Source organism: Streptomyces canus, from assembly GCF_030816965.1.
Classification (GTDB): Bacteria; Actinomycetota; Actinomycetes; order Streptomycetales; family Streptomycetaceae; genus Streptomyces; species Streptomyces canus_E.
This window is the reverse complement of the sequence record NZ_JAUSYQ010000002.1, coordinates 5,854,058-5,877,500: the sequence shown is the minus strand read 5'-3', so window position 1 is coordinate 5,877,500 and position 23,443 is coordinate 5,854,058. Positions and strand designations below refer to the sequence as shown.

Below are 23,443 nucleotides of genomic sequence, written 5' to 3'. Positions count from 1 at the left end.
CGCCCTGACCGTCGACCATGATCCGGCGCGGGTGCGCCGGCTGAGTCGGCAGGCGGCGACGCTGCTGCTCGCGGCGGGGCTGGATCCCGAGCTGTGCACCGTGTTCGTACAGAGTCATGTGGACGAGCATGCGCGGCTGTCGTACGTGCTGGAGTGCGTGGCCACGGACGGCGAGATGCGGCGGATGATCCAGTACAAGGAGAAGGCCGCTCGGGAGCGGGCGCGGGGCGGGAGTGTGCGGCTGTCGTTGCTGACGTATCCCGTGCTGATGGCGGCGGACATCCTGGCGTACGGGGCCGGCGAGGTGCCGGTCGGGGACGACCAGGCTCAACACGTGGAGCTGACGCGGGATCTGGCGGCGCGGTTCAACCAGCGGTACGGCTACACCTTCGTGGTGCCCCGGGCCACTCTGCCCAAGGTGGGCGCGCGGGTCATGAACCTCCAGGACCCCCTGTCGAAGATGGGGAAGTCCGACGACTCCGGGCCGGGGATCGTCTATCTGCTCGACGAGCCGGATGTCGTGCGGAAGAAGGTGATGCGGGCCGTGACCGACAGCGGGCAGGAGGTCGTGTACGACCGGGAGGCACGGCCCGGGCTGGCGAATCTGCTGGAGATCCTCGCGTCCTGCACGGGTGGGAACCCATCGGAGCTGAGCGGTGTATATGAGTCGTACGGCGCCTTGAAGAGGGACACCGCCGAGGCCGTGGTCGAGGTCTTGAGGCCCGTGCAGGAGAGGCACAAGGAGTTGTGCGCGGATCCTGGCTATGTGGAGGAGGTGCTGCGGGATGGCGCGGAGAGAGCGCGGGCGATGGCGCGGCCGACCGTGGATGCCGCTTATCGCGCGATCGGGCTGCTTCCGGCCGCTTCCGATCCGGTCGCGGTGGATACCGGCGCGGTCGACAGCGGGATCGTGCTGAACGCTGCCCGGTAGGCACGTGGGCTGGTGGCGAGGCGGGATGCGAAGTGCTGGCGCATCGTGACCTCGCTGCCGAAGCCGGCGCGGCGGGCGACCTCGGGCATCGGTAGGTCGGTGCGCTCGAGGAGTTTCTGGGCTGCGGCGATGCGCTGGTCGAGGAGCCAGCGGAGCGGGGTCGTGCCGGTCTCCGCGGTGAAGTGACGGGCGAAGCTGCGGGCGGACATACCTGCGCGGGCGGCCAGGTCGGCGACGGTGAGCGGTTCGTGGAGGTGGCGCAGGGCGTGCTCGCGCACGGCGGCGAGGGAATCGGAGTCGCGGTCGGCGCGCGGGGTGGGGTGCTCGATGAACTGTGCCTGGGTTCCGGTGCGGAAGGGCGCGGTGACCATCGAGCGGGCGATGGTGGCCGCGACTTCGGCACCGTGGGTCTGGCGGACGAGGTGGAGACAGAGGTCGATGCCTGCCGCGGTGCCGGCCGCGGTCCAGATGTTGTCGTCCTCGATGAAAAGGGCGTCGGGGACCTCGGTGACCTGGGGGTGGTGTGCGCGCAGGAGGTCGATCAGGTTCCAGTGGGTGATGGCACGGCGGCCGTCGAGGAGGCCGGCCCGAGCGAGGGTGAAGGCGCCGCCACACAGGGCCGCGATGGTGGTGCCGCGGGTGTGCGCGCGGCGAAGGGCTTCGAGGACGGGGGTGGGTGCGGAGGTGAGGTGGTCGTCGAGGCCGGGGATCACGATCAGATCGGCGCGGGACAGCCAGTCGAGGGTGCGGTCGGGAAGGAGGGTGAGGCTGCCGCGCATGGGGACCGGTGTGGTGTCGGGGGCGACTCGGCGCAGGTCGAAGGCGGGGGCTCCGCGATCGGTGCGGTCCGTGCCCCAGACCTCGGTGATGACGGAGACGTCGAAGGCGCGGATCCCGGGGAAGGCGACCAGCGCGACGCGGTACGGATGCTCCGTCTCCCCGGTGTTCTCCATGGCTGGCAGTAAACCATCGACCGCTGTCTTTTCACCCCCTGGGTGGGGTGAGCTCACGGCGGCAGGATCGTCGGCATGGAGATCGCAGAGAACGCGGCGCTGGTGGTCGTGGACGTCCAGAGGGGCTTCGACGAGGCCGACTTCTGGGGAGAGCGGAACAACCCGGAGGCCGATGACAACATCGCTTCGCTCATCGACGTGTGGCAGGTGACGGGGCGGCCGGTCGTCTTCGTACGGCATGACTCGCGGAAGCCCGGGTCGCCGCTGCGGACGGGATATGAGGGGAACGGCTTCAAGGAGTACGTGGAGCGGCGGCGCGGGAAGGGGGTCGGAGGGGCCGAGTTGTTGGTCACGAAGACCGTGAACTCGGCGTTCTACGGGACGCCGGATCTGGGCGCCTGGCTGAAGGGCGAGGGGATCTCGCAGTTCGTGGTGGCCGGGATCCAGACCAACATGTGCGTGGAGACGACGGCTCGGATGGGCGGGAACCTGGGGTACGACGTAGTGGTCGCGTATGACGCGACGTACACGTTCGATCTGGAGGGCCCGTTCGGCTGGCGGCGGAGCGCGGACGAGGTGGCGCGGGCGTCGGCGGTGTCGCTGCACGGGGGCGGCTTCGCTCGTGTGGTGGGCACGAAGGACGTGGTGGCCGCGGCGGGGTGACCGCCCCCGGTGGGCCTCAGTCCTTCTGCCCGGAGGCCAGTGCGCGGCTGCGGTCGCGGGCGGCTTCGAGGGCGGCGATGAGGGCGGCGCGTACGCCGTGGTTCTCGAGTTCGCGGATGGCGTTGATGGTGGTGCCCGCGGGGGAGGTGACGTTCTCGCGGAGCTTCACCGGGTGCTCGCCGCTGTCGCGGAGCATCGTCGCGGCGCCGATCGCGGACTGGACGATCAGGTCGTGGGCCTTGTCGCGGGGTAGGCCGAGCAGGATGCCGGCGTCCGTCATGGCTTCGACCAGGTAGAAGAAGTACGCCGGTCCGGAGCCGGAGAGGGCGGTGCAGGCGTCCTGCTGGGACTCGGGGACGCGGAGCGTCTTGCCGACGGCGCCGAAGATCTCCTCGGTGTGGGCGAGGTGGTCGGCGGTGGCATGGGTGCCGGCCGAGATGACCGACATGGCCTCGTCGACCAGGGCGGGCGTGTTGGTCATGACGCGGACGACGGGAGTGCCGGTGGCGAGGCGCTCCTCGAAGAAGGAGGTGGGGATGCCGGCGGCGCCGCTGATGACCAGGCGGTCGGCCGGGACGTGTGGGGCGAGTTCGTCGAGGAGGGTGCCCATGTCCTGCGGTTTGACCGTGAGGATCAGGGTGTCGGCGGTCTTCGCGGCTTCCGGGTTGGTGACCGGGGTGACTCCGTAACGGCTGCGGAGTTCTTCGGCTCGCTCGGCGCGGCGGGCGGTGACCAGGAGGTCGGCCGGGGCCCAGCCGGCGCGGATCATTCCGCTGAGCAGGGCTTCGCCGATCTTGCCGGTGCCGAGGACTGCGACTTTCTGACTCATGCGGTTCAGTCTGGCACCGGGCCGGTGCGTGCAGGGTGGGTGTCCGGTGGGCGGAACAGGTGGGGTGGCCGGCCTTGCGCAGCGCTATGGCGTCCCTTGTACGCCGCTATGCCGTCCTGCGCCTGAGGGTTGCCGCTCCCAGTCCCAGGACCAGCAGTGCGCAGCCCGCCACGATCAACGCGTCGCGTACGAAGGTCGCTGTCATGTCCGTGTGCCTGAGGACCTCGTTCATGCCGTCGACGGCGTAGGACGTGGGGAGGACGTCGGAGATGGCCTCCAGGACGGGGTGCATGTTGTCGCGAGGGGTGAAGAGCCCGCAGAGGAGGAGTTGGGGGAAGATCACGGCCGGCATGAACTGGACGGCCTGGAACTCGGAGGCCGCGAAGGCCGAGACGAACAGGCCGAGGGCGGTGCCGAGCAGGGCGTCGAGCAGGGCGACCAGCAGCAGGAGCCAGGGGCTGCCGGTGACGTCGAGGCCGAGGAACCAGATGGCGAGGCCGGTCGCGAGGGCGGACTGGATGATCGCGAGGACGCCGAAGGCGAGGGCGTAGCCGGCGATGAGGTCGCCTTTGCCCAGCGGCATGGCGAGGAGGCGTTCGAGGGTGCCTGAGGTGCGTTCGCGCAGGGTGGCGATGGAGGTGACCAGGAACATCGTGATCAGCGGGAAGATCCCGAGGAGGGAGGCGCCGATGCTGTCGAAGGTGCGCGGGCTGCCGTCGAAGACGTAGCGCAGCAGGAAGAGCATCACGCAGGGGATCAGGATCATCATCGCGATGGTGCGCGGGTCGTGGCGGAGCTGGCGCAGGACCCTGGCCGCGGTGGCGGTGGTGCGGGGGAGGCTGAGGGCGCTGGTGGGAGCGGGTGCGAGGTTCGGCGTGGTGGTCGTGGTCATCGCGTGGGCTCCTTGGTGCGGCTTGCCTCGACGGCCTGGTCGACCAGGTGGAGGAAGGCCTCCTCGACGGTGTCGGAGTGTGTGCGGGTGCGGAGGGCCTCGGGGGTGTCGTCGGCGAGGATCTCGCCCTCGCGCATCAGGAGGAGGCGGTGGCAGCGCTCGGCCTCGTCCATGACGTGGGAGGAGATGAGGAGGGTGGCGCCGCGGCGGGCGGCGATGTCGTGGAAGAGGTTCCAGAGGTCGCGGCGCAGGACGGGGTCGAGGCCGACGGTGGGTTCGTCGAGGACGAGGAGTTCGGGGGTGCCGAGGAGGGCCACGGCGAGGGAGACGCGGCTGCGCTGGCCGCCGGAGAGGTTGCCGGCGAGGGAGTCGGCGTGGGTGGTGAGGTCGACGTCGGTGATGGTCTGGGTGACGTCGGAGTGGCGGCGGTCGGCGGCGGCGCGGCCGGGGGCGAGGATCGCGGCGAAGTAGTCGAGGTTCTGGCGGACGGTCAGGTCGTCGTAGACGGAGGGGGCCTGGGTGACGTAGCCGATGCGGGTGCGCAGAGTGGGGTGGCCCGCGGGCCGGCCGAGGACGTCGAGGGTGCCGGTGACCTTGGCCTGGGTGCCGACGATCGAACGCATCAGCGTGGACTTGCCGCAGCCCGAAGGGCCGAGGAGGCCGGTGATCTGGCCCCGCGGGACGTCGAAGGCGAGGCTGCGCAGGACGGTGCGGGGGCCTCGGACGACGGTGAGGCCGTCGGCGTGGACGGCGGGGGTGGCGGGCCCTTGGTCCGTGCTGTCGGCGGGTGGCCCGGACTCTTTATTCACCATGCGATGAATAATGCTCTCGCGGCCCCTGCCCGGTCAAGCGAGTCGCGCCCGTCGGCGGACCGGGAGGCGAGGCCGGGGCTCGACGGAGTCAGGCGTTGACGGCGACCAGCAGTTCGACGTCGTAGGTCTCCTCGACGGTTTCGTCCGGGAAGAGTTCCAGCAGGATCCGCCGCTCCTCGGTGAGGAAGGCGCCCGCGTGCTCCTCGCCCGCGACCAGGAACAACGAGTGGCTGCCGATGTTGGCGAGATGGGTGTCGACGGGGACGCGGCGGCTCCAGCGGACCACTCGGTGGGCGAAGTCCAGGCGGCCGGTGGGGTCGGCCAGGGCCGACCGGGCTCCGTTGCCGTTCACCTCGACGGCCGGCTGGGCGCCGTAGGCCTTGAAGTGCTGCCCGATGCGGTCCAGTTGACCGGTGATCCACGGCACGTCGAGGGCGTGGGTGTTCCACCACAGGGCGAGCGCGCCGCCGGGGCGCAGGACGCGGACGGCTTCGGGGACCGCGCGGGCGGGGTCGGTCCAGTGCCAGGACTGGGCATAGGTCACGAAGTCGACGGCGTCCGTGAGGAGGGGGAGGTCGTTGCCGTCGCCCCTGAGGATCGGGATACCGGGGTGCGTGCGGCGGAACTGCGCCGCCATGCCGTCCCCGGGTTCGACCGCGACGACCTCGGCGCCCCGGGCATGCAGCAGAGCGGTCGCGATACCGGTACCGGCCCCGATGTCGGCGACCCGCGCGCCCGTGAGGGGCCGGCCGGCGAGGTCTTCGACGGCGTCGAAGAGGGCGGGTGGGTAGGAGGGGCGGCTGGCGGCGTACTGGGCTGCGGCGGCGTTGAAGGAGTGGGCTCGGGTGGTGTGGAAGGAAGCGGCCATGAGGCCATGGTGGCCGGATGAGGATCAGGGCGCGGTGAACTTACGGTGAGAGAACCGGCCTGAGAACGCGCGGAGTTGTGGCGATGGGCGGCTCCGCCGCGTGGGCGTGCTGCACAGGGGGTCAAGGGCGCTGTGACTGCCGACGGCTCTCAGCGGCCGCGCTTCTTCTTCGAGGGGTTTCCCGTGCGACGAGCACCGCGCTTCTCGTGCTCCCTGCGCGCCGCCTCGTACTCCTGCCGGTGCAGCTTCTCGCCCGGCGCCTCCATGAGGGAGCGGAAGAAGTAGGCCAGGAGCGACCCGACGAACCCGATGGCCAGCAGACCGCGGAGGGAGGCCTGGCGGTCCGGGTCGGGGCGTCTGCCGAAGCCGTCCCACGTGTTGCGGAAGGCCAGCGCGCTGCAGATCGCGAACATCGCGATGACGAGGACGGTCACGAAGCTGCCGGTGTCGGCGATCTGGAGACCCTCGTAGGCGAAGCGGAGGATCAGACAGGAGGCGACGGCGACGGCGAGGGAGCCGGTGGCCGCGCCGACGCGGCGGAGGGCGTAGCCGTTGTCGTGGTGCACCCAGGCCGTGCCGAAGAAGCGGATCGGTTCGGGGCGGGGGCCGTGGCCCTCTGGGGAGCCCGCGGGGATGTCCTGGGTGCCGGATTCGTCGCTCACGGGACGATTATGGGTCCGGGGCGGGGGCGGGCTCCCTTCGGGGATCAGCCGCAGCGTGACGCCACGTAGCCGTCGCTGCCGGTCTTGACGTAGGTGTCCGAGACGAACTCGCCGTTGGCGATGTTGTCCCAGATGTTCGACGTGCCGTAGTAGCCCGACACCGTCTCGCCCGGCGTCTGGCAGTAGATCGCCACCTTCGCGCCCTCGGGCAGGACACGGACGATGCCGTACTGCGTTCCGGGACCACGGCGGACGTTCAGTCGGAGATCCGGGGCAACGTCGTAGTAGTGGATGGCCGCCTCGGCGTGCGCGGCGCCCACCATGAGGAAGGCGCCGGCGAGGGCCACGAGCATGACGGATCTGCGCTTCAGCGATGTCATGAGGATCCCCCAGGGAGATTCAGGAGCAGCGGTCGGCGACGTAGCCGTCGCTGCCGGTCTGTACGTAGGCGTCGGAGATGTACTGGCTGTTGCTGATGTTGTCCCAGATGTTGCTGGTGCCGTAGGGGCCGGTCACCGAGGTGCCGGGCGTCTGGCAGTAGATCGGCACCTTCGAACCCTCGGGCAGTACCCGCACGACGCTGTAACTCGTGCCGGGGCCGCTGCGGACGTTGACACGGAATCCGGGTGCGATCGAGTAGTAGCGGACCGACGCTGCCGTCGTCAGGGCTTCGGTCTCCTTGAGGCCCTCGGTCTCTTCCACGCGGTCAACAGACATGAAAATCCTCCCCCGTTGGTCCCCATGACTGCCATGGGGACCCGTTGATTCCCCTGAATCACGCCATGAAACACATGTACGCAACTCGCACGCGGAGACTAGCAAGCCGCCTCTGTCCCGTACGAGTCATCGACTAGGCTCCGTGCGTCGCGCGCGCGGACGATCAGCACGGGGGTGGTTCCATGGCGCCACAGGGCAACACCGGAGCGGGCGCGGAAGCGGAACTTCCCGAGTACGCCGGTCACTACCGGCTGGAGTCGTGCCTCGGCTCCGGTGGGATGGGCGTCGTGCATGTCGCGCGCAGCGCCTCGGGGATGAAGCTCGCGGTCAAGGTCGTCCATACCGAGTTCGCCAAGGACCCCGAGTTCAGGGGGCGTTTTCGGCAGGAGGTGGCCGCGGCCCGGAAGGTGAGCGGGGCGTTCACCGCGTCCGTCGTCGATGCCGACCCCGATGCCGAACGGCCCTGGATGGCCACGCTGTTCATTCCCGGCCCGACCCTCTCGGACGAGGTGAAGCGGAACGGGCCCATGCCGCCCTCTGAGTTGCGTCGGCTGATGGCCGGGCTCGCCGAGGCACTGCGCGACATCCATCGGGTCGGGGTGGTCCACCGGGATCTCAAGCCGAGCAATGTGCTGCTCGCCGAGGACGGGCCCAAGGTCATCGACTTCGGCATTTCTCGGCCAAAGGACAGCGAACTTCGCACCGAGACCGGGAAGTTGATCGGGACGCCGCCGTTCATGGCGCCGGAGCAGTTCCGGCGGCCCAGGGAGGTGGGACCCGCCGCCGACATCTTCGCCCTCGGATCGGTGATGGTGCACGCGGCCACCGGGCGCGGGCCGTTCGACTCCGACAGTCCGTATGTCGTCGCCTACCAGGTCGTGCACGACGACCCGGACCTGACGGGCGTACCGCAGAATCTCGCACCGCTCATCGTGCGGTGTCTCGCCAAGGAGCCCGAGGACCGGCCCACGCCGGACGAGTTGATGCGGGAGCTGCGATCGGTCGCGGCCTCGTACGACACCCAGGCGTTCATACCGGCGCAGCGCACGGGTGACGAACCGGAGCCGGGGCCCGGGCCCGGGAAGTCGGCGTCACGGCCCCGGAGGCGTCCGCCCAGAAAGGCCGCCATCGCCGCCGTCGCGACCGTGCTCGTCCTGGCCGGCGTCCTCGCCTGTGTCCAGGGGTTCGGCGACGGTGGCGGCACCGCGGCGAAGAGCGGCGACAAGCCCACGGCTGCGGCTTCCGGGTTCGCCGGCTGGCAGGCGGACCCGGTTCCGAAGGGTACGGGTGCGGTGCAATGTTCGTACGGAGCGCGTCAGTTGTTCTGTGCGCGGCCCGGTACGGTCTTCGCCCTGGATCCGTCGGACGGCACCCTGGTGTGGCAGCGCTCTGTCGCCGAGTCGAGCCCGAGCAAGGCACCGGCCGTCGGGGGCGGTCTCGTACAGCCCATGGTGGACGAGGGGCGACGCCTGGAGGCGCTCGATCCCGCCTCGGGCAGGGCGCGTTGGCGACGGACCCTGCCCGCACATCATTCCTTGCAGATCACGGGCGGAACGCTCCTGCTGACCCTCCTCGACGGGACGGTCACCGGGGTGGACGCCGCGACGGGTGCCACCCGGTGGAGCCGACGGATGCCGGGGCAGCCTCTGCCGACGTTCGTCTCGTTCGCCGGGGGACCCGCTGGCCTACACCATGAACCTTTCCGGCGACGCCTCGACCACCCGGGTCACCGCGGTGGACCCGGCCACCGGAGCAGTGCGCTGGGACGCGCGGCTGAGCGGAAACCTGACCGCCGTAGGCGTGCAGGACGGATCGGTCTTCTTCCTCGCCACGGACAACCTGTACGGCGACACGGACGCCGTCGTCCGTTACACGCCGGCGAGCAGGTCGTCGGACCAGGTGAAGCTCCCGGTGGCGCGCTCCGACGCCCAGGCCACTGTGCACGGGAACGTGGTCTACGTGCTGGCGACGAACGGTTCCCTTGACGCCGTGGACATGGACGCGGACAAGCGGCTCTGGACTCTTGAGACGTCTGTGAGCCGTGGCTCCGTACCGGTCGCCGACGCCCGCCATGTGTACTTCACCGCGGCCGACGGACGGCTGCTGGCCATCGACGCCGCCGGGGGGCACCTCGTCGGGCAGACCCCGGCGCGCCTCGGCTCGAACTCCGGCACCGTCGCCGGCGCGCTGCCCAAGCCCGTCCTCGCCGACGGTCACGTCTACGCCACCGCCCCCGACGGCACCGTCTTCGCCGTGGACGCCCGCGAGCCCTCGGGCTGGTAGCGCACAGAACGAAGGGGGCCGCCCCCGAAGGGACGGCCCCGGACTCTCGCGGAGCGAAGGAGAGAACCTCAGCCCAGCTTCGACACGAACCTCAGCCCAGCTTCGACACGTCCCGCACGGCGCCCTTGTCGGCGCTCGTGGCCATCGCCGCGTAGGCCCGCAGCGCCGCCGAGACCTTGCGCTCGCGGTTCTTCGGGGCGTACACCCCGCCCAGCGCGGCCTCGCGACGGGCCAGCTCCTCCTCGTCGACCAGGAGCTCGATCGACCGCCCGGGGATGTCGATCCGGATGCGGTCGCCGTCCTCGACGAGGGCGATGGTGCCGCCGGCCGCGGCCTCCGGGGAGGCGTGGCCGATGGACAGGCCGGACGTGCCGCCGGAGAAGCGGCCGTCGGTGATCAGGGCGCAGGCCTTGCCGAGACCGCGGCCCTTCAGGTACGAGGTCGGGTAGAGCATCTCCTGCATACCGGGTCCGCCCTTGGGACCCTCGTAGCGGATGACGACGACGTCGCCCTCCTTGACCTGCTGGGTGAGGATCTTCTGGACGGCGTCCTCCTGCGACTCGCAGACCACCGCCGGGCCCTCGAACCGCCAGATCGACTCGTCCACGCCGGCCGTCTTCACGACGCAGCCGTCGACCGCCAGGTTGCCCTTGAGGACCGCCAGGCCGCCGTCCTTGGAGTACGCGTGCTCGACGCTGCGGATGCAGCCCTCGGCGGCGTCCTCGTCCAGCGCCTCCCAGCGCTCCGACTGGGAGAAGGCCTCGGCGGAGCGGACACAGCCGGGGGCCGCGTGCCACAGCTCGAGCGCTTTCGCGGAAGGCGATCCTCCCCGCACGTCCCATGTCTTCAGCCAGTCCGCCAGCGACGGGCTGTGGACCGAGTGCACGTCCTCGTTGAGCAGGCCCGCGCGGTGCAGTTCGCCCAGCAGCGCCGGGATGCCGCCCGCGCGGTGCACGTCCTCCATGTAGTACGTGCGGTTCTTCGCGACGTTCGGGGCGACCTTCGCGAGGCAGGGGACGCGGCGGGAGACCGCGTCGATCTCACCCAGGCCGAAGGGGACGCCCGCCTCCTGGGCGGCCGCCAGCAGGTGCAGGATCGTGTTGGTGGAGCCGCCCATGGCGATGTCGAGGGCCATGGCGTTCTCGAAGGCCGCGAAGGTGGCGACGTTGCGCGGCAGAACCGTCTCGTCGTCCTGCTCGTAGTAGCGGCGGGTGATGTCCATGACCGTGTTGGCCGCGTCGACGTACAGCTGCTTACGGGCCGTGTGCGTCGCCAGGACCGAGCCGTTGCCGGGGAGCGAGAGGCCGATGGCCTCCGTGAGGCAGTTCATCGAGTTGGCCGTGAACATGCCGGAACAGCTGCCGCAGGTCGGGCAGGCGTTCTCCTCGATACGGAGCATGTCCTCGTCGGAGATCTTCTCGTTCACCGCGTCGGACATCGCGTCGACCAGGTCGAGGGTGCGGACAGTGCCGTCCACGAGGGTCGCGCGCCCGGACTCCATCGGGCCGCCCGAGACGAAGACCGTGGGGATGTTCAGCCGCAGCGCGGCGTTCAGCATGCCCGGGGTGATCTTGTCGCAGTTGGAGATGCAGATCAGGGCGTCGGCGCAGTGGGCCTCGACCATGTACTCCACCGAGTCCGCGATCAGGTCGCGGGAGGGAAGGCTGTAGAGCATTCCCCCGTGCCCCATCGCGATGCCGTCGTCGACGGCGATGGTGTTGAACTCGCGCGGGATGCCGCCGGCCTCGACGATCGCCTCGGAGACGATCCGGCCGACGGGCTGCAGGTGGGTGTGGCCCGGCACGAACTCCGTGAAGGAGTTGGCGACCGCGATGATCGGCTTGCGGCCGATGTCCGCACCGGGTACACCGGAGGCGCGCATAAGGGCGCGGGCGCCCGCCATGTTGCGGCCGTGGGTGACTGTGCGGGACCTCAGCTCGGGCATCGTCGCTCGCTCCTTCAGAGATGGTCGTCAGAGACTTCAGAGACGGTCGTATGAGACTTCTGACTGCTAACGAGCGTACGCCGGTCATCCAGGGGTCGGGACAAGGTGTCCGGAATGCGGGACGCCCGTCTCGGACTCAGGGTCCGGTCAGATGGCTCTGCACCACCGGGGCCACCCGCGCGATGATCTGCTCGATGTCCGTCGACGCCAGCGGCTCCACCTTGATGACATACCGCAGCATGGCCGTCCCGACGAGCTGCGCGGCCGCCAGCTCGGCCCGCAGCTCCGCGTCCGGCAGGTCCAGCTGGTCGGCGATGCGGCGCAGCAGCTGGGCGGCGACGAGGCGGCGGAAGACGGTGGCCGCGGTCTCGTTGGTCACGGCGGAGCGGACGATCGCCAGGATCGGCATGCGCGTCGCCGGGTTCTCCCAGACGCCGAAGATGAAGCGGGTGAGGCGCTCTCCGACGTCCTCCAGCGGACCCTCGGCGAGCGCGTCGGGCGCACTCAGCGCGGGCGCGGCGGCGACTTCCACGGCCGCCTCGAAGACCTGTTCCTTGGTGCCGAAGTAGTGGTGGACCAGGGCCGAGTCGACCCCGGCGGCCTTGGCGATCCCGCGCACGGACGTCTTCTCGTAGCCCCGCTCGGAGAACTCCTCGCGGGCCGCGAGGAGGATCCGGTCGCGGGTACCGGCCGCGTCCGATTCCGTACGGCGGGGCCGGCCGCGCTTGCGGGCGGTGACGTCGCCGGTCGCCGGGGCGCTTTCGAGGTCGCTCACGGGCGGGGCGTCTTCACGGTCGCTCGGTTCCTCATCGCCGGGGCACCTTCACCGCCGAGGCCAGATGGAGGCGGGTGAACGCCAGGGCCTCGGCGAGGTCGGCCTCACGTTCGGCGCCGGACATCGCGCGGCGGGTGTTGACCTCGATGACGACATGGCCGTCGAAGCCGCTCAGCGCGAGGCGCTCCAGGAGCTCGGCGCAGGGCTGGACGCCGCGGCCGGGCACGAGGTGCTCGTCCTTCGCGGAGCCCTTGCCGTCAGCGAGGTGCACATGGCCGAGACGGTCCCCCATCCGGTCGACCATCTGCATCGCGTCGGTCCTGGAGGTCGCCGCGTGGCTGAGGTCGATCGTGAAGTGCCGGTAGTCGTCCTTGGTGACGTCCCAGTCGGGGGCGTAGGCGAGCATCTCGCGGTCGCGGTAGCGCCAGGGGTACATGTTCTCGACGGCGAACCGTACGTCCGTCTCGTTCGCCATCCGCCAGATCCCGCTGACGAAGTCACGGGCGTACTGGCGCTGCCAGCGGAACGGCGGGTGTACGACGACGGTGCTCGCGCCCAGCTTCTCGGCTGCCGCCCGGGCGCGCTGGAGCTTGACCCAGGGGTCCGTCGACCACACGCGCTGCGTGATGAGCAGGCAGGGGGCGTGCACGGCGAGTATGGGGATGCCGTGGTAGTCGGAGAGGCGGCGCAGGGCCTCGATGTCCTGACTGACCGGGTCGGTCCACACCATGACCTCGACGCCGTCGTACCCGAGGCGTGCGGCGATCTCGAAGGCCGTCGCCGTCGACTCCGGGTAGACGGAGGCCGTCGACAGGGCGACCTTCGCATCCGGGATGCGTACGACTGGCTCTGCCATGGGGGACAGATTACGGGTTGCCGTGGGTGGGGTGCGGGGTGCCTATTCGCCGTTGTGGTGATTGCCACTGGGCGGGTGCGGGTGCGTCGGAGTTGCTCGCGTCGTTCCGCGCGCCCCTATACGCCCTGAACCGATCCCATATGGTCAAGTCTGCGCAGGATGACGCCCTCCCTCAGCGCCCAGGGGCAGATTTCCACCTTTTCCACACCGAACAGATCCATCGCACCCTCGGCCACCAAGGCGCCCGCCAGGAGCTGGTTCGCCCGCCCCTCCGACACGCCCGGGAGTTCCGCCCGCTGGTCCGTCGTCATGCCCGCCAGCTTCGGGACCCAGGCCTCCAGGGACTCGCGCTTCAGTTCGCGCTGGACGTAGAGGCCTTCTGTCGAGCGGGCCGCGCCTGCCAGTCGGGCCAGCTGCTTGAAGGTCTTGGAGGTGGCGACCACGTGGTCGGGGGCGCCGAAGCGGGCGAACTCGCCGACCGTGCGGGCTATCTGGGCGCGTACGTGGCGCCGCAGGGCCCTGATGGCGTCCGGATCCGGGGGGTCGCCGGGGAGCCAGCCTGCCGTGAGGCGGCCCGCACCCAGAGGCAGGGAGGCCACCGCGTCCGGTTCCTCGTCGATGCCGTAGGCGACCTCCAGGGAGCCGCCGCCGATGTCGAGGACCAGGAGCTTGCCCGCCGACCAGCCGAACCATCGGCGGGCGGCGAGGAAGGTGAGGCGGGCCTCTTCGGCGCCGGCGAGGACCTGGAGCTCGACGCCGGTCTCGGCCTGCACGCGCGCGAGGACGTCGTCGGCGTTGCTGGCCTCGCGGACGGCGGAGGTGGCGAACGGGAGCAGGTCCTCGACGCCCTTGTCCTCGGCGGCCTGGAGCGCGTCCTTGACGACCGAGACCAGCTTCTCGACGCCTTCGGCACCGATCGCCCCGGCCTCGTCGAGGAGTTGGGCAAGGCGCAGTTCCGCCTTGTGCGAGTGCGCGGGCAGGGGGCGGGCGCCGGGGTGCGCGTCCACCACCAGCAGGTGCACCGTGTTGGATCCCACGTCGAGGACACCGAGTCTCATGTAGGGAACGCTACTGCCAGCTGGGCGTTCGACTGTCTCCGGAGGGGCCTCGGGCGACTTACCCTGGACGCGTGCCAAAGACGAAAAAGGTGAAGGACGACAAAACGGCCGAATCTGCCGGCGGTCCTTCGCGGGTGAAGCCACCGAAGCAGTCGCGGAAGGCCATGAAGGCTCTGAAGGCCGACGAGAAGGGGCTCGACTTCGCACGCGCGTGGGTGGAGTTCCCGGATCCGGCGGACGACGAGCAGGTCTTCCGCTGCGATCTGACATGGCTGACCTCTCGGTGGAACTGCATCTTCGGCAGCGGCTGCCAGGGCATCCAGGCGGGCCGGGCGGACGACGGGTGCTGCACGCTGGGCGCCCACTTCTCCGACGAGGACGACGAGAAGCGGGTCGCCGAAAATGTGGCGCGACTCACTCCGGACATCTGGCAGCACCACGACGAGGGCACGGCGAACGGCTGGATCTCGCAGGACGAGGACGGCGACCGGCAGACCCGGCCCTTCCAGGGCTCCTGCATCTTCCAGAACCGGCCCGGCTTCGCGGGCGGCGCGGGCTGCTCGCTGCACATCCTGGCCCTGAAGGAGGGCCGTGAGCCGCTGGAGACCAAGCCGGACGTCTGCTGGCAGCTTCCGGTGCGGCGGACGTACGACTGGATCGACCGGCCCGACGACACCCGCGTGCTGCAGGTGTCGATCGGCGAGTACGACCGGCGCGGCTGGGGTCCGGGCGGTCACGACCTGCACTGGTGGTGCACGTCGGCGACCTCGGCACACGGCGCCGGTGACCCGGTGTACGTCTCCTACCGCCCCGAACTGATCGAGCTGATGGGCAAGGCGGGCTACGACCGCCTCGTCGAGCTCTGCGAGGAGCGACTGGCCTCCCAGCTGCCGCTGCTGGCACCGCATCCGGCGGACCCGACCGACTGAGCGCCCGGCGCCCCGACGCCACGCACTCCGGCCTCCGTCTCCCGACACGACGCCCCTGCCCCGCCGACGGGCGCCCCCTCTGCCGCATCCGCTATGACGCGGACGGGCTCGGGTCGCCGCTCTCCGTGGGTGGGGGCGTCGGGCTTGCCGGGTCGGACGAGGTGGGGTCGGGTGGGGTCGGGGAGGGGGACGGAGGGTCGCTGGGAGTGGGATCCGAGGGGGCCGAGGACGTGGGGCCGGGGCTGGGCGGGGGTGTCGTCGGCTCGCCGGGGTCGGAGGGTGCGGGCGCCGTGCCGTAGCCCTGGATGGTGACGACCGCGCCGGCCGGTGCGATCGCCACGCGCGCGCTCCAGGGACCGGAGGGCTCGCGCAGATGATCGACGTACACCTTGATCGTCAGCGACTCGCCGTGTCTCAGGGTTCCCGAGGACTGGCTGAGGTAGAGCCAGGAGGCTCCCGTCGTGGCCGACCAGCGGACCGGGGCGTCGCCGCTCGCGATGAGAGTGATCAGCGTGGTGTCGCCGTCGTTGTCGGCGCCGACCTCCAGGTGCCCGGCGCCCTTCCGGCCGGCGCCGGCGACGCTGACGACCTCCACGGAGACGTCGGGGCGGCCGTCCTTGGCGAAGCGGTTGCCGGTTTCGGTGCGGGCGTTGCCGGCGTTCTGGTAGCCGCCGCTCGCCGTCTCGCCGTCCAGGCTGCCGGGTCCGTGCGCCTCGCTGGCGCTCGCGGAGTGGCCGTCGACCCCCTCGCCGGGTCCGCCCCGGTAGGCGGCCCACAGGGCGAGCACGGGGGCGGCGACGACAGTGGCGACGACGGTCGTGGTGACGGCACGCGCACGCAGGCGGTCGCGGCGGGCGGCCCGGTCCTTGGGATCCATCGGGAAGCCGCGGCGATCGAAGCGGGGCACGGCGGCGCCACGCGCGCGTGACGGGTGCGCCGGCGCCATGGACAGCGCCGCGCGCGGCGCTTCGAGCACGGGCAGTTCGGCGGGAGTGGTCATGGTTCCGGGCCAGCGTCCGGGAATCGCGCGCTCGGCACTGCGGCGGCAGCGCGGGCAGTCGTCGACATGGCGCACGAGTTCGCGACGCAGGGCCGAGCTGAGCACGAACTGGCTGTCGCCGGTGAGCCGGGCCACGCTCGGGCAGTCGCCGGTCTCGACGACGGCGAGGGCCGCACGGGTGCGCTCGACCTCGCAGGCGGCGGAGGCGAGCAGTTCGCGGGCGCCGGCGAGCTCCATGCCGAGGACGGCGGCGACCTCGTGGGCGGCGAGGTGGTGACGTACGGCGAGTTCGAGCGCCTCGCGCTGCTCGGGGGTCGTACCGGCTGCCTCCGGCCAGGCCAGCAGGGCGAGTTCGCGGCGGCGCCCCTCCTGCAGGTCCTCGGCGAGCGGGGGTTCGGCGGACTTCTGGGACGCTCCGTGACGTCCCGCCGCATGGGTGGCCTGACGTTTCTGCTTGGCCTCGGCCAGCTTGCGCAGACAGGCCCAGCGGGCCAGCGCGTACAGCCAGGCCCTGCGGTCGCCTGCCGCCTCCGGGCCGCCGCGCCTCTCGGCGAGCGCGAGGACGTCGCCGAGGGCCGCGATCGCCGCGTCGTGGTCGCACAGCACGGACAGGCAGTAGGTGAACAGGCCGTCCAGGTACGGCTCGTAGCGCGTCGGCGGCCCCTGCGCCAGCGTGCGCGCGGCACCGCGGTCGCGCTCCTCCCGTTGCGCCCGGTGCGCGCCGGTGGTGCGGGTCGAGATCTCCGGACTGCTGCTCATCATCCGTGGACCGTAGGGGGCCGAAGATGGCCCCTACCGGCGCCTCGAGCACTTTTACTCCGTACGGGTGAAACGATCCCTCAATAGGGGACAGGAGCCCGTGATTCCGTGGCTCGTTCCCGTCGTGACGTGGCCGGTTCGCGCGCGGGCGCGAGCTGATTCGGATGCCGGGGCCGGGTCGGTCCGGATGCCGGGGCGCCCGCCGTGCGGCGGGCGGCGACCGGGTTGTCAGTGGCGGCGGTTACGGTTCGTGCATGGCTGCCCGTACGAAGTCCGCCAAGGAGCGTCCGTCCTACCGCTGCACCGAGTGCGGCTGGCAGACGGCCAAGTGGCTCGGCCGCTGCCCCGAGTGCCAGGCCTGGGGGACGATCGAGGAGTACGGCGCGCCCGCGGTGCGTACGACGACACCCGGCCGCGTCACCACCTCCGCCGTGCCCATCGGCCAGGTTGACGGCCGTCAGGCCACCGCCCGCTCCACCGGCGTGCCCGAGCTGGACCGGGTGCTCGGCGGCGGCCTCGTACCCGGCGCCGTGGTGCTCCTGGCGGGCGAACCCGGGGTCGGCAAGTCCACGCTGCTGCTGGACGTGGCGGCCAAGGCGGCGAGCGACGAGCACCGCACGCTCTATGTGACCGGTGAGGAGTCCGCGAGCCAGGTCCGGCTGCGCGCCGACCGTATCGGCGCGATCGACGACCACCTGTATCTCGCCGCCGAGACCGACCTGTCCGCGGTCCTCGGACACCTGGACGCGGTGAAGCCGTCCCTGCTGATCCTCGACTCGGTGCAGACGGTGGCCTCCCCCGAGATCGACGGCGCCCCCGGCGGCATGGCCCAGGTGCGCGAGGTGGCCGGGGCCCTGATCCGGGCGTCCAAGGAGCGCGGGATGTCCACCCTCCTGGTGGGCCATGTCACCAAGGACGGCGCGATCGCGGGCCCGCGCCTGCTCGAACACCTCGTGGACGTGGTCCTCAGCTTCGAGGGCGACCGGCACGCGCGCCTCAGGCTCGTACGAGGCGTCAAGAACCGCTACGGCGCCACCGACGAGGTCGGCTGCTTCGAACTGCACGACGAAGGCATCACGGGCCTCACCGACCCAAGCGGACTTTTCCTGACACGTCGTGCCGAACCGGTCCCCGGCACCTGTCTCACCGTCACCCTGGAGGGCCGCCGCCCTCTGGTGGCCGAGGTCCAGGCGCTCACCGTCGACTCGCAGATCCCCTCGCCCCGGCGCACCACTTCCGGTCTGGAGACCTCCCGCGTCTCGATGATGCTCGCCGTCCTGGAGCAGCGAGGCCGGATCAGCGCCCTCGGCAAGCGGGACATCTACTCCGCGACGGTCGGTGGTGTAAAGCTTTCGGAACCTGCCGCGGACCTGGCGGTCGCCCTCGCCCTGGCGTCGGCCGCCAGCGACACCCCGCTGCCCAAGAACCTCGTCGCGATCGGCGAAGTGGGCCTCGCGGGCGAGGTCAGACGGGTCACGGGCGTCCAGCGCAGGCTCTCCGAGGCACACCGTCTGGGCTTCACGCACGCCCTCGTACCGGGCGATCCCGGCAAGATCCCGTCCGGCATGAAGGTCCTGGAAGTCGCGGACATAGGGGACGCCCTGAGGGTCCTTCCGCGCTCGCGTCGTCGAGAGGCCCCACGGGACGACGAGGACCGCCGGTAGACTTTGCCCTGGTCTCGCCCGTCCGTACGAACCGAATGACGACACGGGAGCGTCCAAGACCCCGCGACCGGAGGAGAGCAGTGGCAGCCAACGACCGGGCGGCAGCTCCCGGAAAGTCCGGTGGGAGTGCCGGTTCCGATGGCCTGATGCGCGCCTCCCTGAGCGCCGTGGCCCCCGGCACCCCCCTGCGCGACGGCCTCGAGCGGGTGTTGCGCGGCAACACCGGCGGACTCATCGTGCTCGGCTTCGACAAGACGGTGGAGACGATGTGCACGGGCGGTTTCGTCCTGGACGTCGAGTTCGCGGCCACGCGTCTGCGTGAGCTGTGCAAGCTGGACGGCGGCATCGTGCTCTCGTCCGACCTGTCGAAGATCCTGCGGGCGGGCGTGCAGTTCGTGCCCGACGCGACGATCCCGACGGAGGAGACGGGCACCCGGCACCGCACCGCGGACCGCGTGAGCAAGCAGGTCGGCTTCCCGGTCGTGTCCGTGTCCCAGTCGATGCGCCTCATCGCCCTGTACGTCGACGGCCAGCGCCGTGTCCTGGAGGACTCGGCGGCGATCCTGTCCCGCGCGAACCAGGCCCTGGCGACCCTGGAGCGCTACAAGCTCCGCCTGGACGAGGTCGCGGGCACGCTCTCCGCGCTGGAGATCGAGGACCTCGTGACGGTCCGGGACGTCTCGGCCGTGGCTCAGCGCCTGGAGATGGTCCGCCGTATCGCCACGGAGATCGCCGAGTACGTCGTCGAACTCGGCACGGACGGCCGCCTCCTCGCCCTCCAGCTGGACGAGTTGATCGCGGGCGTGGAGCCGGAACGCGAACTGGTGGTCCGGGACTACGTCCCCGAACCCACCGCGAAGCGCTCCCGCACGGTCGACGAGGCGCTGTACGAACTGGACGCCCTGACCCACGCGGAGCTCCTCGAACTCCCCACGGTCGCCCGCGCCCTGGGCTACACCGGCTCCCCCGAGGCGATCGACTCGGGCGTCTCCCCCCGGGGCTTCCGCCTGCTGGCCAAGGTCCCCCGCCTGCCGGGCGCGATCATCGACCGCCTGGTGGAGCACTTCGGCAGCCTCCAGAAGCTCCTGGCGGCAAGCGTGGACGACCTGCAGACGGTGGACGGAGTGGGCGAGGCAAGGGCAAGGAGCGTCCGGGAGGGCCTGTCCCGCCTGGCGGAGAGCTCGATCCTGGAGCGGTACGTATAGGGGGCCGGCACCCTCTTGGCCGTTCTCCGGCCAGTCGTTCTCCGACTAGTCGTTCTCCAGCACGAACGAAGCCTGCGCAGTCGCATACCCCGGCGCCTTGACCTCCACCAGGTACGTCCCCGCCCCGGCCGACCCCGCCGCAGGCGTCGCACACTGCGGAGCACTCGGCTTACGGTCCCACTTCACGGTGTACGTGATGCTGCTGCCGGCCGGAGCCCGGTAGACGAGGTGGCCCCCGGTCACAGGACAGTCGGCGGACGACCAGTACGCGTCGTCCTCGCCGGCCTGAGTGATCGTCAACACCGCGTTCTTCGGCCCCAGATCGACCTTGCAGTCACTGCCGGAGGAGTTGGTCGCGGTCAGCAGCAACGTGGGCGTCTGGCCGGGGCCGTAGGCGTTGCGCAGGCTCCGCACGCTCAACTTCACCGCACCGGCGGTGCAGTTGGGCAGCGTGGAGCCGGCCGGAAGAGTGTCGTCCTGCCCCACTCCGGCACCCGTACCGGCACTCCCCGCGCCACCGGCTCCGGCTGCCCCGGCGGAGCCGCCCGTACCGGTCTCACCACCGACGCCCGAGCTGCCCCCCGTTCCGGCCCCGGAACCGGAGCCCGAGCCCGGTCCCGAACCGCCGCCGGTGCCTCCGCCGGTCGTCGACTCGTCGCGTCCGCCCGGCGCTTGACTGATCGCAGGGCCGGAACCGGACGGCCCCGGGGTGATCGTCGAGGGGGTGGGATGCTTGCCGTTGGAGCCGTCCGCGCCGTTCTTTCCGCCTCCGCCGCCGGAGCTGACGATCCATGCGATCAGCAGCGCCAGCACGGCGAGGACGGACAGCATGACGGCCCTCCGTCGCCAGTAGATGGAGGAGGGAAGCGGCCCGACCGGATTGCGCAGAGATCCCACGGCGCAAACTGTACGAGAGATCGGCGACTTCACCGCCCTCACCCGCCGCCGGGCGACACAACTTTTCAGGATCATCATTCCGGAAACGGCAGTCCCGCCCGGGACTTCCGCCAGGCCTGACACGTGCCGACAGCGGATCGTGACCGAACCGGCTCGCACCTCACGGTCCGTGACCAGGAAGGTCACCCCCTCGGGCCGGCGACCCACGGGCGGGACATGGACGTACGGCGTGTTCGCGATCGCAGCCTTGCACCTCTGGCCACGACTGTGGCGTACATCCGGTCCGAGCGACCCGTCCCTCAGAACACCCGCCCGCCACCCCCGGCATGGCAGGATCGGAAGGCCATGACTGCGCCCACGAAGCCCCAGCCCCAGCCCAGCAGCCCCGCCGACGCCATCATCGACGCTCCTCCCGGAGCGGGCCTGCACTCCCCCGTCATCGACTGGTTCGACGAGCACGCCCGGGATCTGCCGTGGCGGCGGCCCGAGGCCGGGCCGTGGGGGGTGATGGTCAGTGAGTTCATGCTCCAGCAGACGCCCGTGAACCGGGTGCTGCCGGTCTACCAGCAGTGGCTCGCGCGGTGGCCACGGCCCGCCGATCTGGCCGCGGAGGCGCCCGGCGAGGCCGTGCGCGCCTGGGGCCGGCTCGGCTATCCGCGCCGGGCGCTGCGGCTGCACGGCGCCGCGGTCGCCATAACGGGACGGCACGGCGGTGACGTACCGACGGACCATGCGCAGCTGCTCGCGCTGCCCGGGATCGGCGAGTACACGGCCGCCGCCGTCGCCTCCTTCGCGTACGGGCAGCGGCACGCGGTGCTGGACACCAATGTGCGGCGGGTGTTCGCGCGGGCGGTGACCGGCGTGCGGTACCCGCCGAACGCCACGACGGCCGCCGAGCGCAAGCTCGCCCGCGCGCTGCTGCCGGAGGACGAGAGCACCGCCGCACGCTGGGCCGCCGCCTCGATGGAGCTGGGCGCACTGGTGTGCACGGCCAAGAACGAGACCTGTGAGCGCTGCCCCATCGCCGCCCAGTGCGCCTGGCGGCTCGCGGGCAAGCCCGAGCACGACGGGCCGCCGCGGCGCGGGCAGACGTACGCCGGTACCGACCGCCAGGTCCGCGGCAAGCTGCTCGCCGTGCTGCGGGAGGCTCATGCGCCGGTGCCGCAGGCGGTTCTCGACCGGGTGTGGGACGAACCGGTACAGCGTGCGCGGGCGCTGGACGGTCTCGTCGCGGACGGGCTCGTGGAGCCCCTGTCGGGTGGTTTGTATCGACTGCCGTTGACGTAGCCCGACACGGAGCCAACCGGCAAATCCCCCTGAACCGGCGCGAATCACCGCGCCGGTTTACCCCTTTTCGGCTTCCGTTACACAACCGACGGACAGCCTATTGCCAGCCGCGCGCTGCTCCGCACAGCCCCGTGACAACAGCTCCGTAGCTTGATTGCCATGCCGCACACCAGGCGGCGCACACGCGATGAGAACCGGCAGGGACTGCCGGAACGGGGATCAGGAGGCGGTCTACATGGCGCAGGGCGAGGTGCTCGAGTTCGAGGAGTACGTCCGCACCCGGCAGGACGCGCTGCTGCGCAGCGCACGCCGTCTGGTCCCGGACCCGGTCGACGCGCAGGACCTGCTCCAGACGGCGCTCGTGCGGACGTACGGCCGCTGGGAGACCATCGAGGACAAGCGGCTCGCGGACGCCTATCTGCGCCGGGTGATGATCAACACCCGCACGGAGTGGTGGCGGGCGCGCAAGCTGGAGGAGGTGCCGACCGAGCAGCTCCCGGACGCCTCGGTCGACGACTCCACCGAGCAGCACGCGGACCGCGCCCTGCTGATGGACGTCATGAAGGTGCTCGCCCCCAAACAGCGCAGTGTCGTGGTGCTGCGACACTGGGAGCAGATGTCCACGGAGGAGACGGCCGCCGCCCTCGGCATGTCGGCCGGAACGGTCAAGAGCACGCTGCACCGGGCGCTCGCCCGGCTCCGCGAGGAGCTGGAGGCCCGCGACCTGGACGCACGCGCGCTGGAGCGTGAGGAGCGGGAGCGTTGCGCGGCGGCCTGACGGAGCCCGGGCCCACCCGGCCGGACCTCACTCCGGTCCGGGGGATCCTCCAGGCGGCGAGCACGGCGGTGGTCGTGCTGGCCGCCCTCGCCCTTTTCGTCTCCGCCTGCGCCACCGGCGGCACCGGCACCCGTGACGAGGGTCCGGCACACGCGGTCGCGGAAGGCGGCGCCTCACCCTCCGCCCTGCCGTCCGCCCTGACCTCCCCGCGTCTGGACCGGAAGGACGCGGTCGCTCTCCTCAGGTCGGACCCCAAGGTCTCCGAGGCGGTCAAGCGCGATCTGGAGCCCTGTGGCGCCCACCAGTACCCGGTCGACCTGTTCTACGGCGACCTCACCGGCGGCTCGGCCGACGACGTCGTCGTCAACGTCGTGACCTGCGCGGATCTGGTGGGTGTCGGTTCGTACGTGTATCGCGAGCAGGGCGGTTCGTACCAGAATGTCTTCCAGACCGAGGAGCCTCCGGTCTACGCCGAGATCGACCGCGGCGACCTGGTGGTGACCAAACAGGTGTACGAGAAGGGTGACGCGGTGTCGGACCCGTCCGGCGAGAATGTGATCACGTACCGCTGGGCCTCGGGGAAGTTCGCCGCTGTGTACCGGACGCACAGCGACTACAGCAATGCCGTCGACGCGGATCCGACGCCGGTGCCCGACAACTGAACCGATCGGGCCGCCCGG

At 71.0% G+C, this 23,443-nt stretch carries 22 protein-coding genes and 1 pseudogene (1 of these 23 only partly in view); 9 read left to right on the top strand and 14 right to left on the bottom strand.

Translation table 11 applies throughout. From position 1 onward, the window contains the following. Positions 1 to 931, top strand: the 3' portion of a protein-coding gene (gene trpS, locus QF027_RS28050; RefSeq protein ID WP_306977964.1) for a tryptophan--tRNA ligase. Its footprint begins 131 nt before the window's first position; 931 of the gene's 1,062 nt are visible here — the last part of the coding sequence; its start codon lies off the left edge, out of view; the stop codon is at positions 929 to 931. Here trpS and QF027_RS28045 read toward each other — a convergent pair. After that, positions 835 to 1,884 (bottom strand): GlxA family transcriptional regulator, encoded by a 1,050-nt coding sequence (locus tag QF027_RS28045; RefSeq protein ID WP_307077835.1) that lies wholly within the window; start codon positions 1,882 to 1,884, stop codon positions 835 to 837. The two genes, trpS and QF027_RS28045, sit on opposite strands and share 97 nt — an antisense overlap. 75 nt (positions 1,885 to 1,959) lie before the next feature. Between QF027_RS28045 and QF027_RS28040 the strand changes: the two genes are divergently transcribed. Further along, entirely contained in the window at positions 1,960 to 2,547 is a 588-nt protein-coding gene (locus QF027_RS28040; protein WP_307077833.1) for a cysteine hydrolase family protein, read from the top strand. Positions 2,548 to 2,563: 16 nt separating this feature from the next. Here QF027_RS28040 and proC read toward each other — a convergent pair whose 3' ends face one another. From proC to QF027_RS28005, 7 genes are all read right to left on the bottom strand, one after another. After that, the gene (proC, locus tag QF027_RS28035; RefSeq protein ID WP_306977970.1) at positions 2,564 to 3,376 is read right to left on the bottom strand and encodes a pyrroline-5-carboxylate reductase; all 813 of its coding nucleotides are present in this window, start codon (positions 3,374 to 3,376) and stop codon (positions 2,564 to 2,566) included. Between the two features lie 106 nt (positions 3,377 to 3,482). Further along, positions 3,483 to 4,268 carry an ABC transporter permease gene (locus tag QF027_RS28030; protein ID WP_307077831.1) on the bottom strand — a complete coding sequence of 262 codons (786 nt, stop codon included), beginning with the start codon at positions 4,266 to 4,268 and terminating at the stop codon, positions 3,483 to 3,485. Continuing rightward, on the bottom strand, positions 4,265 to 5,080 hold the full coding sequence (locus QF027_RS28025; RefSeq protein WP_307077829.1) for an ABC transporter ATP-binding protein: 816 nt from the start codon (positions 5,078 to 5,080) through the stop codon (positions 4,265 to 4,267). The genes QF027_RS28030 and QF027_RS28025 overlap by 4 nt, the downstream gene beginning before the upstream one ends. Positions 5,081 to 5,168: 88 nt before the next feature. After that, complete coding sequence (locus tag QF027_RS28020) at positions 5,169 to 5,948, bottom strand: class I SAM-dependent methyltransferase (protein ID WP_307077827.1); 780 nt, start codon at positions 5,946 to 5,948, stop codon at positions 5,169 to 5,171. Positions 5,949 to 6,097: 149 nt separating this feature from the next. Next, positions 6,098 to 6,610 (bottom strand): EamA/RhaT family transporter, encoded by a 513-nt coding sequence (locus tag QF027_RS28015; protein ID WP_307077824.1) that lies wholly within the window; start codon positions 6,608 to 6,610, stop codon positions 6,098 to 6,100. A 44-nt stretch (positions 6,611 to 6,654) separates the two neighbouring features. Beyond that, positions 6,655 to 6,990: an SH3 domain-containing protein gene (locus tag QF027_RS28010; RefSeq protein ID WP_373432435.1), complete on the bottom strand. Its 336-nt coding sequence runs from the start codon at positions 6,988 to 6,990 to the stop codon at positions 6,655 to 6,657. A 19-nt stretch (positions 6,991 to 7,009) separates the two neighbouring features. After that, positions 7,010 to 7,327 (bottom strand): SH3 domain-containing protein, encoded by a 318-nt coding sequence (locus QF027_RS28005; RefSeq protein ID WP_307077822.1) that lies wholly within the window; start codon positions 7,325 to 7,327, stop codon positions 7,010 to 7,012. A gap of 182 nt (positions 7,328 to 7,509) precedes the next feature. Between QF027_RS28005 and QF027_RS28000 the strand changes: the two are divergent. Beyond that, positions 7,510 to 9,610 (top strand): annotated as a pseudogene (locus QF027_RS28000) (serine/threonine-protein kinase). Positions 9,611 to 9,701: 91 nt separating this feature from the next. Here the strand turns inward: QF027_RS28000 and ilvD are convergent. The 4 genes from ilvD to QF027_RS27980 form a co-directional block, all read right to left on the bottom strand. After that, a complete protein-coding gene (ilvD, locus tag QF027_RS27995) occupies positions 9,702 to 11,555 on the bottom strand; it encodes a dihydroxy-acid dehydratase (RefSeq protein WP_307077820.1) in 1,854 nt (617 codons plus the stop codon). Positions 11,556 to 11,691: 136 nt separating this feature from the next. Beyond that, positions 11,692 to 12,330: a TetR/AcrR family transcriptional regulator gene (locus QF027_RS27990; RefSeq protein WP_306986589.1), complete on the bottom strand. Its 639-nt coding sequence runs from the start codon at positions 12,328 to 12,330 to the stop codon at positions 11,692 to 11,694. A gap of 31 nt (positions 12,331 to 12,361) precedes the next feature. Next, positions 12,362 to 13,186, bottom strand: coding sequence for a sugar phosphate isomerase/epimerase family protein (locus QF027_RS27985; RefSeq protein WP_307077817.1), 825 nt, complete (start codon positions 13,184 to 13,186; stop codon positions 12,362 to 12,364). Between the two features lie 116 nt (positions 13,187 to 13,302). Next, the gene (locus tag QF027_RS27980; protein WP_306977987.1) at positions 13,303 to 14,244 is read right to left on the bottom strand and encodes a Ppx/GppA phosphatase family protein; all 942 of its coding nucleotides are present in this window, start codon (positions 14,242 to 14,244) and stop codon (positions 13,303 to 13,305) included. A gap of 71 nt (positions 14,245 to 14,315) precedes the next feature. On the opposite strand from QF027_RS27980, the gene QF027_RS27975 reads away from it, so the two are divergent. Then, positions 14,316 to 15,173 (top strand): hypothetical protein, encoded by an 858-nt coding sequence (locus QF027_RS27975; protein WP_306977989.1) that lies wholly within the window; start codon positions 14,316 to 14,318, stop codon positions 15,171 to 15,173. A 91-nt stretch (positions 15,174 to 15,264) separates the two neighbouring features. Here the strand turns inward: QF027_RS27975 and QF027_RS27970 are convergent, their stop codons facing one another. After that, the gene (locus QF027_RS27970; protein ID WP_306977991.1) at positions 15,265 to 16,935 is read right to left on the bottom strand and encodes a BACON domain-containing protein; all 1,671 of its coding nucleotides are present in this window, start codon (positions 16,933 to 16,935) and stop codon (positions 15,265 to 15,267) included. A gap of 251 nt (positions 16,936 to 17,186) precedes the next feature. On the opposite strand from QF027_RS27970, the gene radA reads away from it, so the two are divergent. Both radA and disA read left to right on the top strand, forming a co-directional pair. Next, positions 17,187 to 18,596, top strand: coding sequence for a DNA repair protein RadA (gene radA, locus QF027_RS27965; protein ID WP_306977993.1), 1,410 nt, complete (start codon positions 17,187 to 17,189; stop codon positions 18,594 to 18,596). 80 nt (positions 18,597 to 18,676) lie between these two features. Next, positions 18,677 to 19,801 (top strand): DNA integrity scanning diadenylate cyclase DisA, encoded by a 1,125-nt coding sequence (disA, locus tag QF027_RS27960; RefSeq protein WP_306977995.1) that lies wholly within the window; start codon positions 18,677 to 18,679, stop codon positions 19,799 to 19,801. A 45-nt stretch (positions 19,802 to 19,846) separates the two neighbouring features. On the opposite strand, the gene QF027_RS27955 is transcribed toward disA, so the two are convergent. Continuing rightward, complete coding sequence (locus QF027_RS27955; protein WP_306977997.1) at positions 19,847 to 20,698, bottom strand: hypothetical protein; 852 nt, start codon at positions 20,696 to 20,698, stop codon at positions 19,847 to 19,849. A 345-nt stretch (positions 20,699 to 21,043) separates the two neighbouring features. On the opposite strand from QF027_RS27955, the gene QF027_RS27950 reads away from it, so the two are divergent. The 3 genes from QF027_RS27950 to QF027_RS27940 all read left to right on the top strand — a co-directional run bounded on the left by QF027_RS27950 (position 21,044) and on the right by QF027_RS27940 (position 23,425). Then, the gene (locus QF027_RS27950; protein ID WP_307077815.1) at positions 21,044 to 21,985 is read left to right on the top strand and encodes an A/G-specific adenine glycosylase; all 942 of its coding nucleotides are present in this window, start codon (positions 21,044 to 21,046) and stop codon (positions 21,983 to 21,985) included. A gap of 235 nt (positions 21,986 to 22,220) precedes the next feature. Then, complete coding sequence (locus QF027_RS27945; protein WP_020122536.1) at positions 22,221 to 22,763, top strand: SigE family RNA polymerase sigma factor; 543 nt, start codon at positions 22,221 to 22,223, stop codon at positions 22,761 to 22,763. After that, positions 22,748 to 23,425 carry a hypothetical protein gene (locus QF027_RS27940; protein WP_307077814.1) on the top strand — a complete coding sequence of 226 codons (678 nt, stop codon included), beginning with the start codon at positions 22,748 to 22,750 and terminating at the stop codon, positions 23,423 to 23,425. The genes QF027_RS27945 and QF027_RS27940 overlap by 16 nt, the downstream gene beginning before the upstream one ends. Positions 23,426 to 23,443: the final 18 nt, after the last annotated feature.

Coding starts and splice junctions, on each gene's coding strand:
- QF027_RS28045 (WP_307077835.1), bottom strand. CDS start 1,884: ATGGAGAACACCGGGGAGACGGAGCATCCGTACCGCGTCGCGCTGGTC.
- QF027_RS28040 (WP_307077833.1), top strand. CDS start 1,960: ATGGAGATCGCAGAGAACGCGGCGCTGGTGGTCGTGGACGTCCAGAGG.
- proC (WP_306977970.1), bottom strand. CDS start 3,376: ATGAGTCAGAAAGTCGCAGTCCTCGGCACCGGCAAGATCGGCGAAGCC.
- QF027_RS28030 (WP_307077831.1), bottom strand. CDS start 4,268: ATGACCACGACCACCACGCCGAACCTCGCACCCGCTCCCACCAGCGCC.
- QF027_RS28025 (WP_307077829.1), bottom strand. CDS start 5,080: ATGGTGAATAAAGAGTCCGGGCCACCCGCCGACAGCACGGACCAAGGG.
- QF027_RS28020 (WP_307077827.1), bottom strand. CDS start 5,948: ATGGCCGCTTCCTTCCACACCACCCGAGCCCACTCCTTCAACGCCGCC.
- QF027_RS28010 (WP_373432435.1), bottom strand. CDS start 6,990: ATGACATCGCTGAAGCGCAGATCCGTCATGCTCGTGGCCCTCGCCGGC.
- QF027_RS28005 (WP_307077822.1), bottom strand. CDS start 7,327: ATGTCTGTTGACCGCGTGGAAGAGACCGAGGGCCTCAAGGAGACCGAA.
- ilvD (WP_307077820.1), bottom strand. CDS start 11,555: ATGCCCGAGCTGAGGTCCCGCACAGTCACCCACGGCCGCAACATGGCG.
- QF027_RS27985 (WP_307077817.1), bottom strand. CDS start 13,186: ATGGCAGAGCCAGTCGTACGCATCCCGGATGCGAAGGTCGCCCTGTCG.
- QF027_RS27980 (WP_306977987.1), bottom strand. CDS start 14,244: ATGAGACTCGGTGTCCTCGACGTGGGATCCAACACGGTGCACCTGCTG.
- QF027_RS27970 (WP_306977991.1), bottom strand. CDS start 16,935: ATGATGAGCAGCAGTCCGGAGATCTCGACCCGCACCACCGGCGCGCAC.
- radA (WP_306977993.1), top strand. CDS start 17,187: ATGGCTGCCCGTACGAAGTCCGCCAAGGAGCGTCCGTCCTACCGCTGC.
- QF027_RS27950 (WP_307077815.1), top strand. CDS start 21,044: ATGACTGCGCCCACGAAGCCCCAGCCCCAGCCCAGCAGCCCCGCCGAC.
- QF027_RS27945 (WP_020122536.1), top strand. CDS start 22,221: ATGGCGCAGGGCGAGGTGCTCGAGTTCGAGGAGTACGTCCGCACCCGG.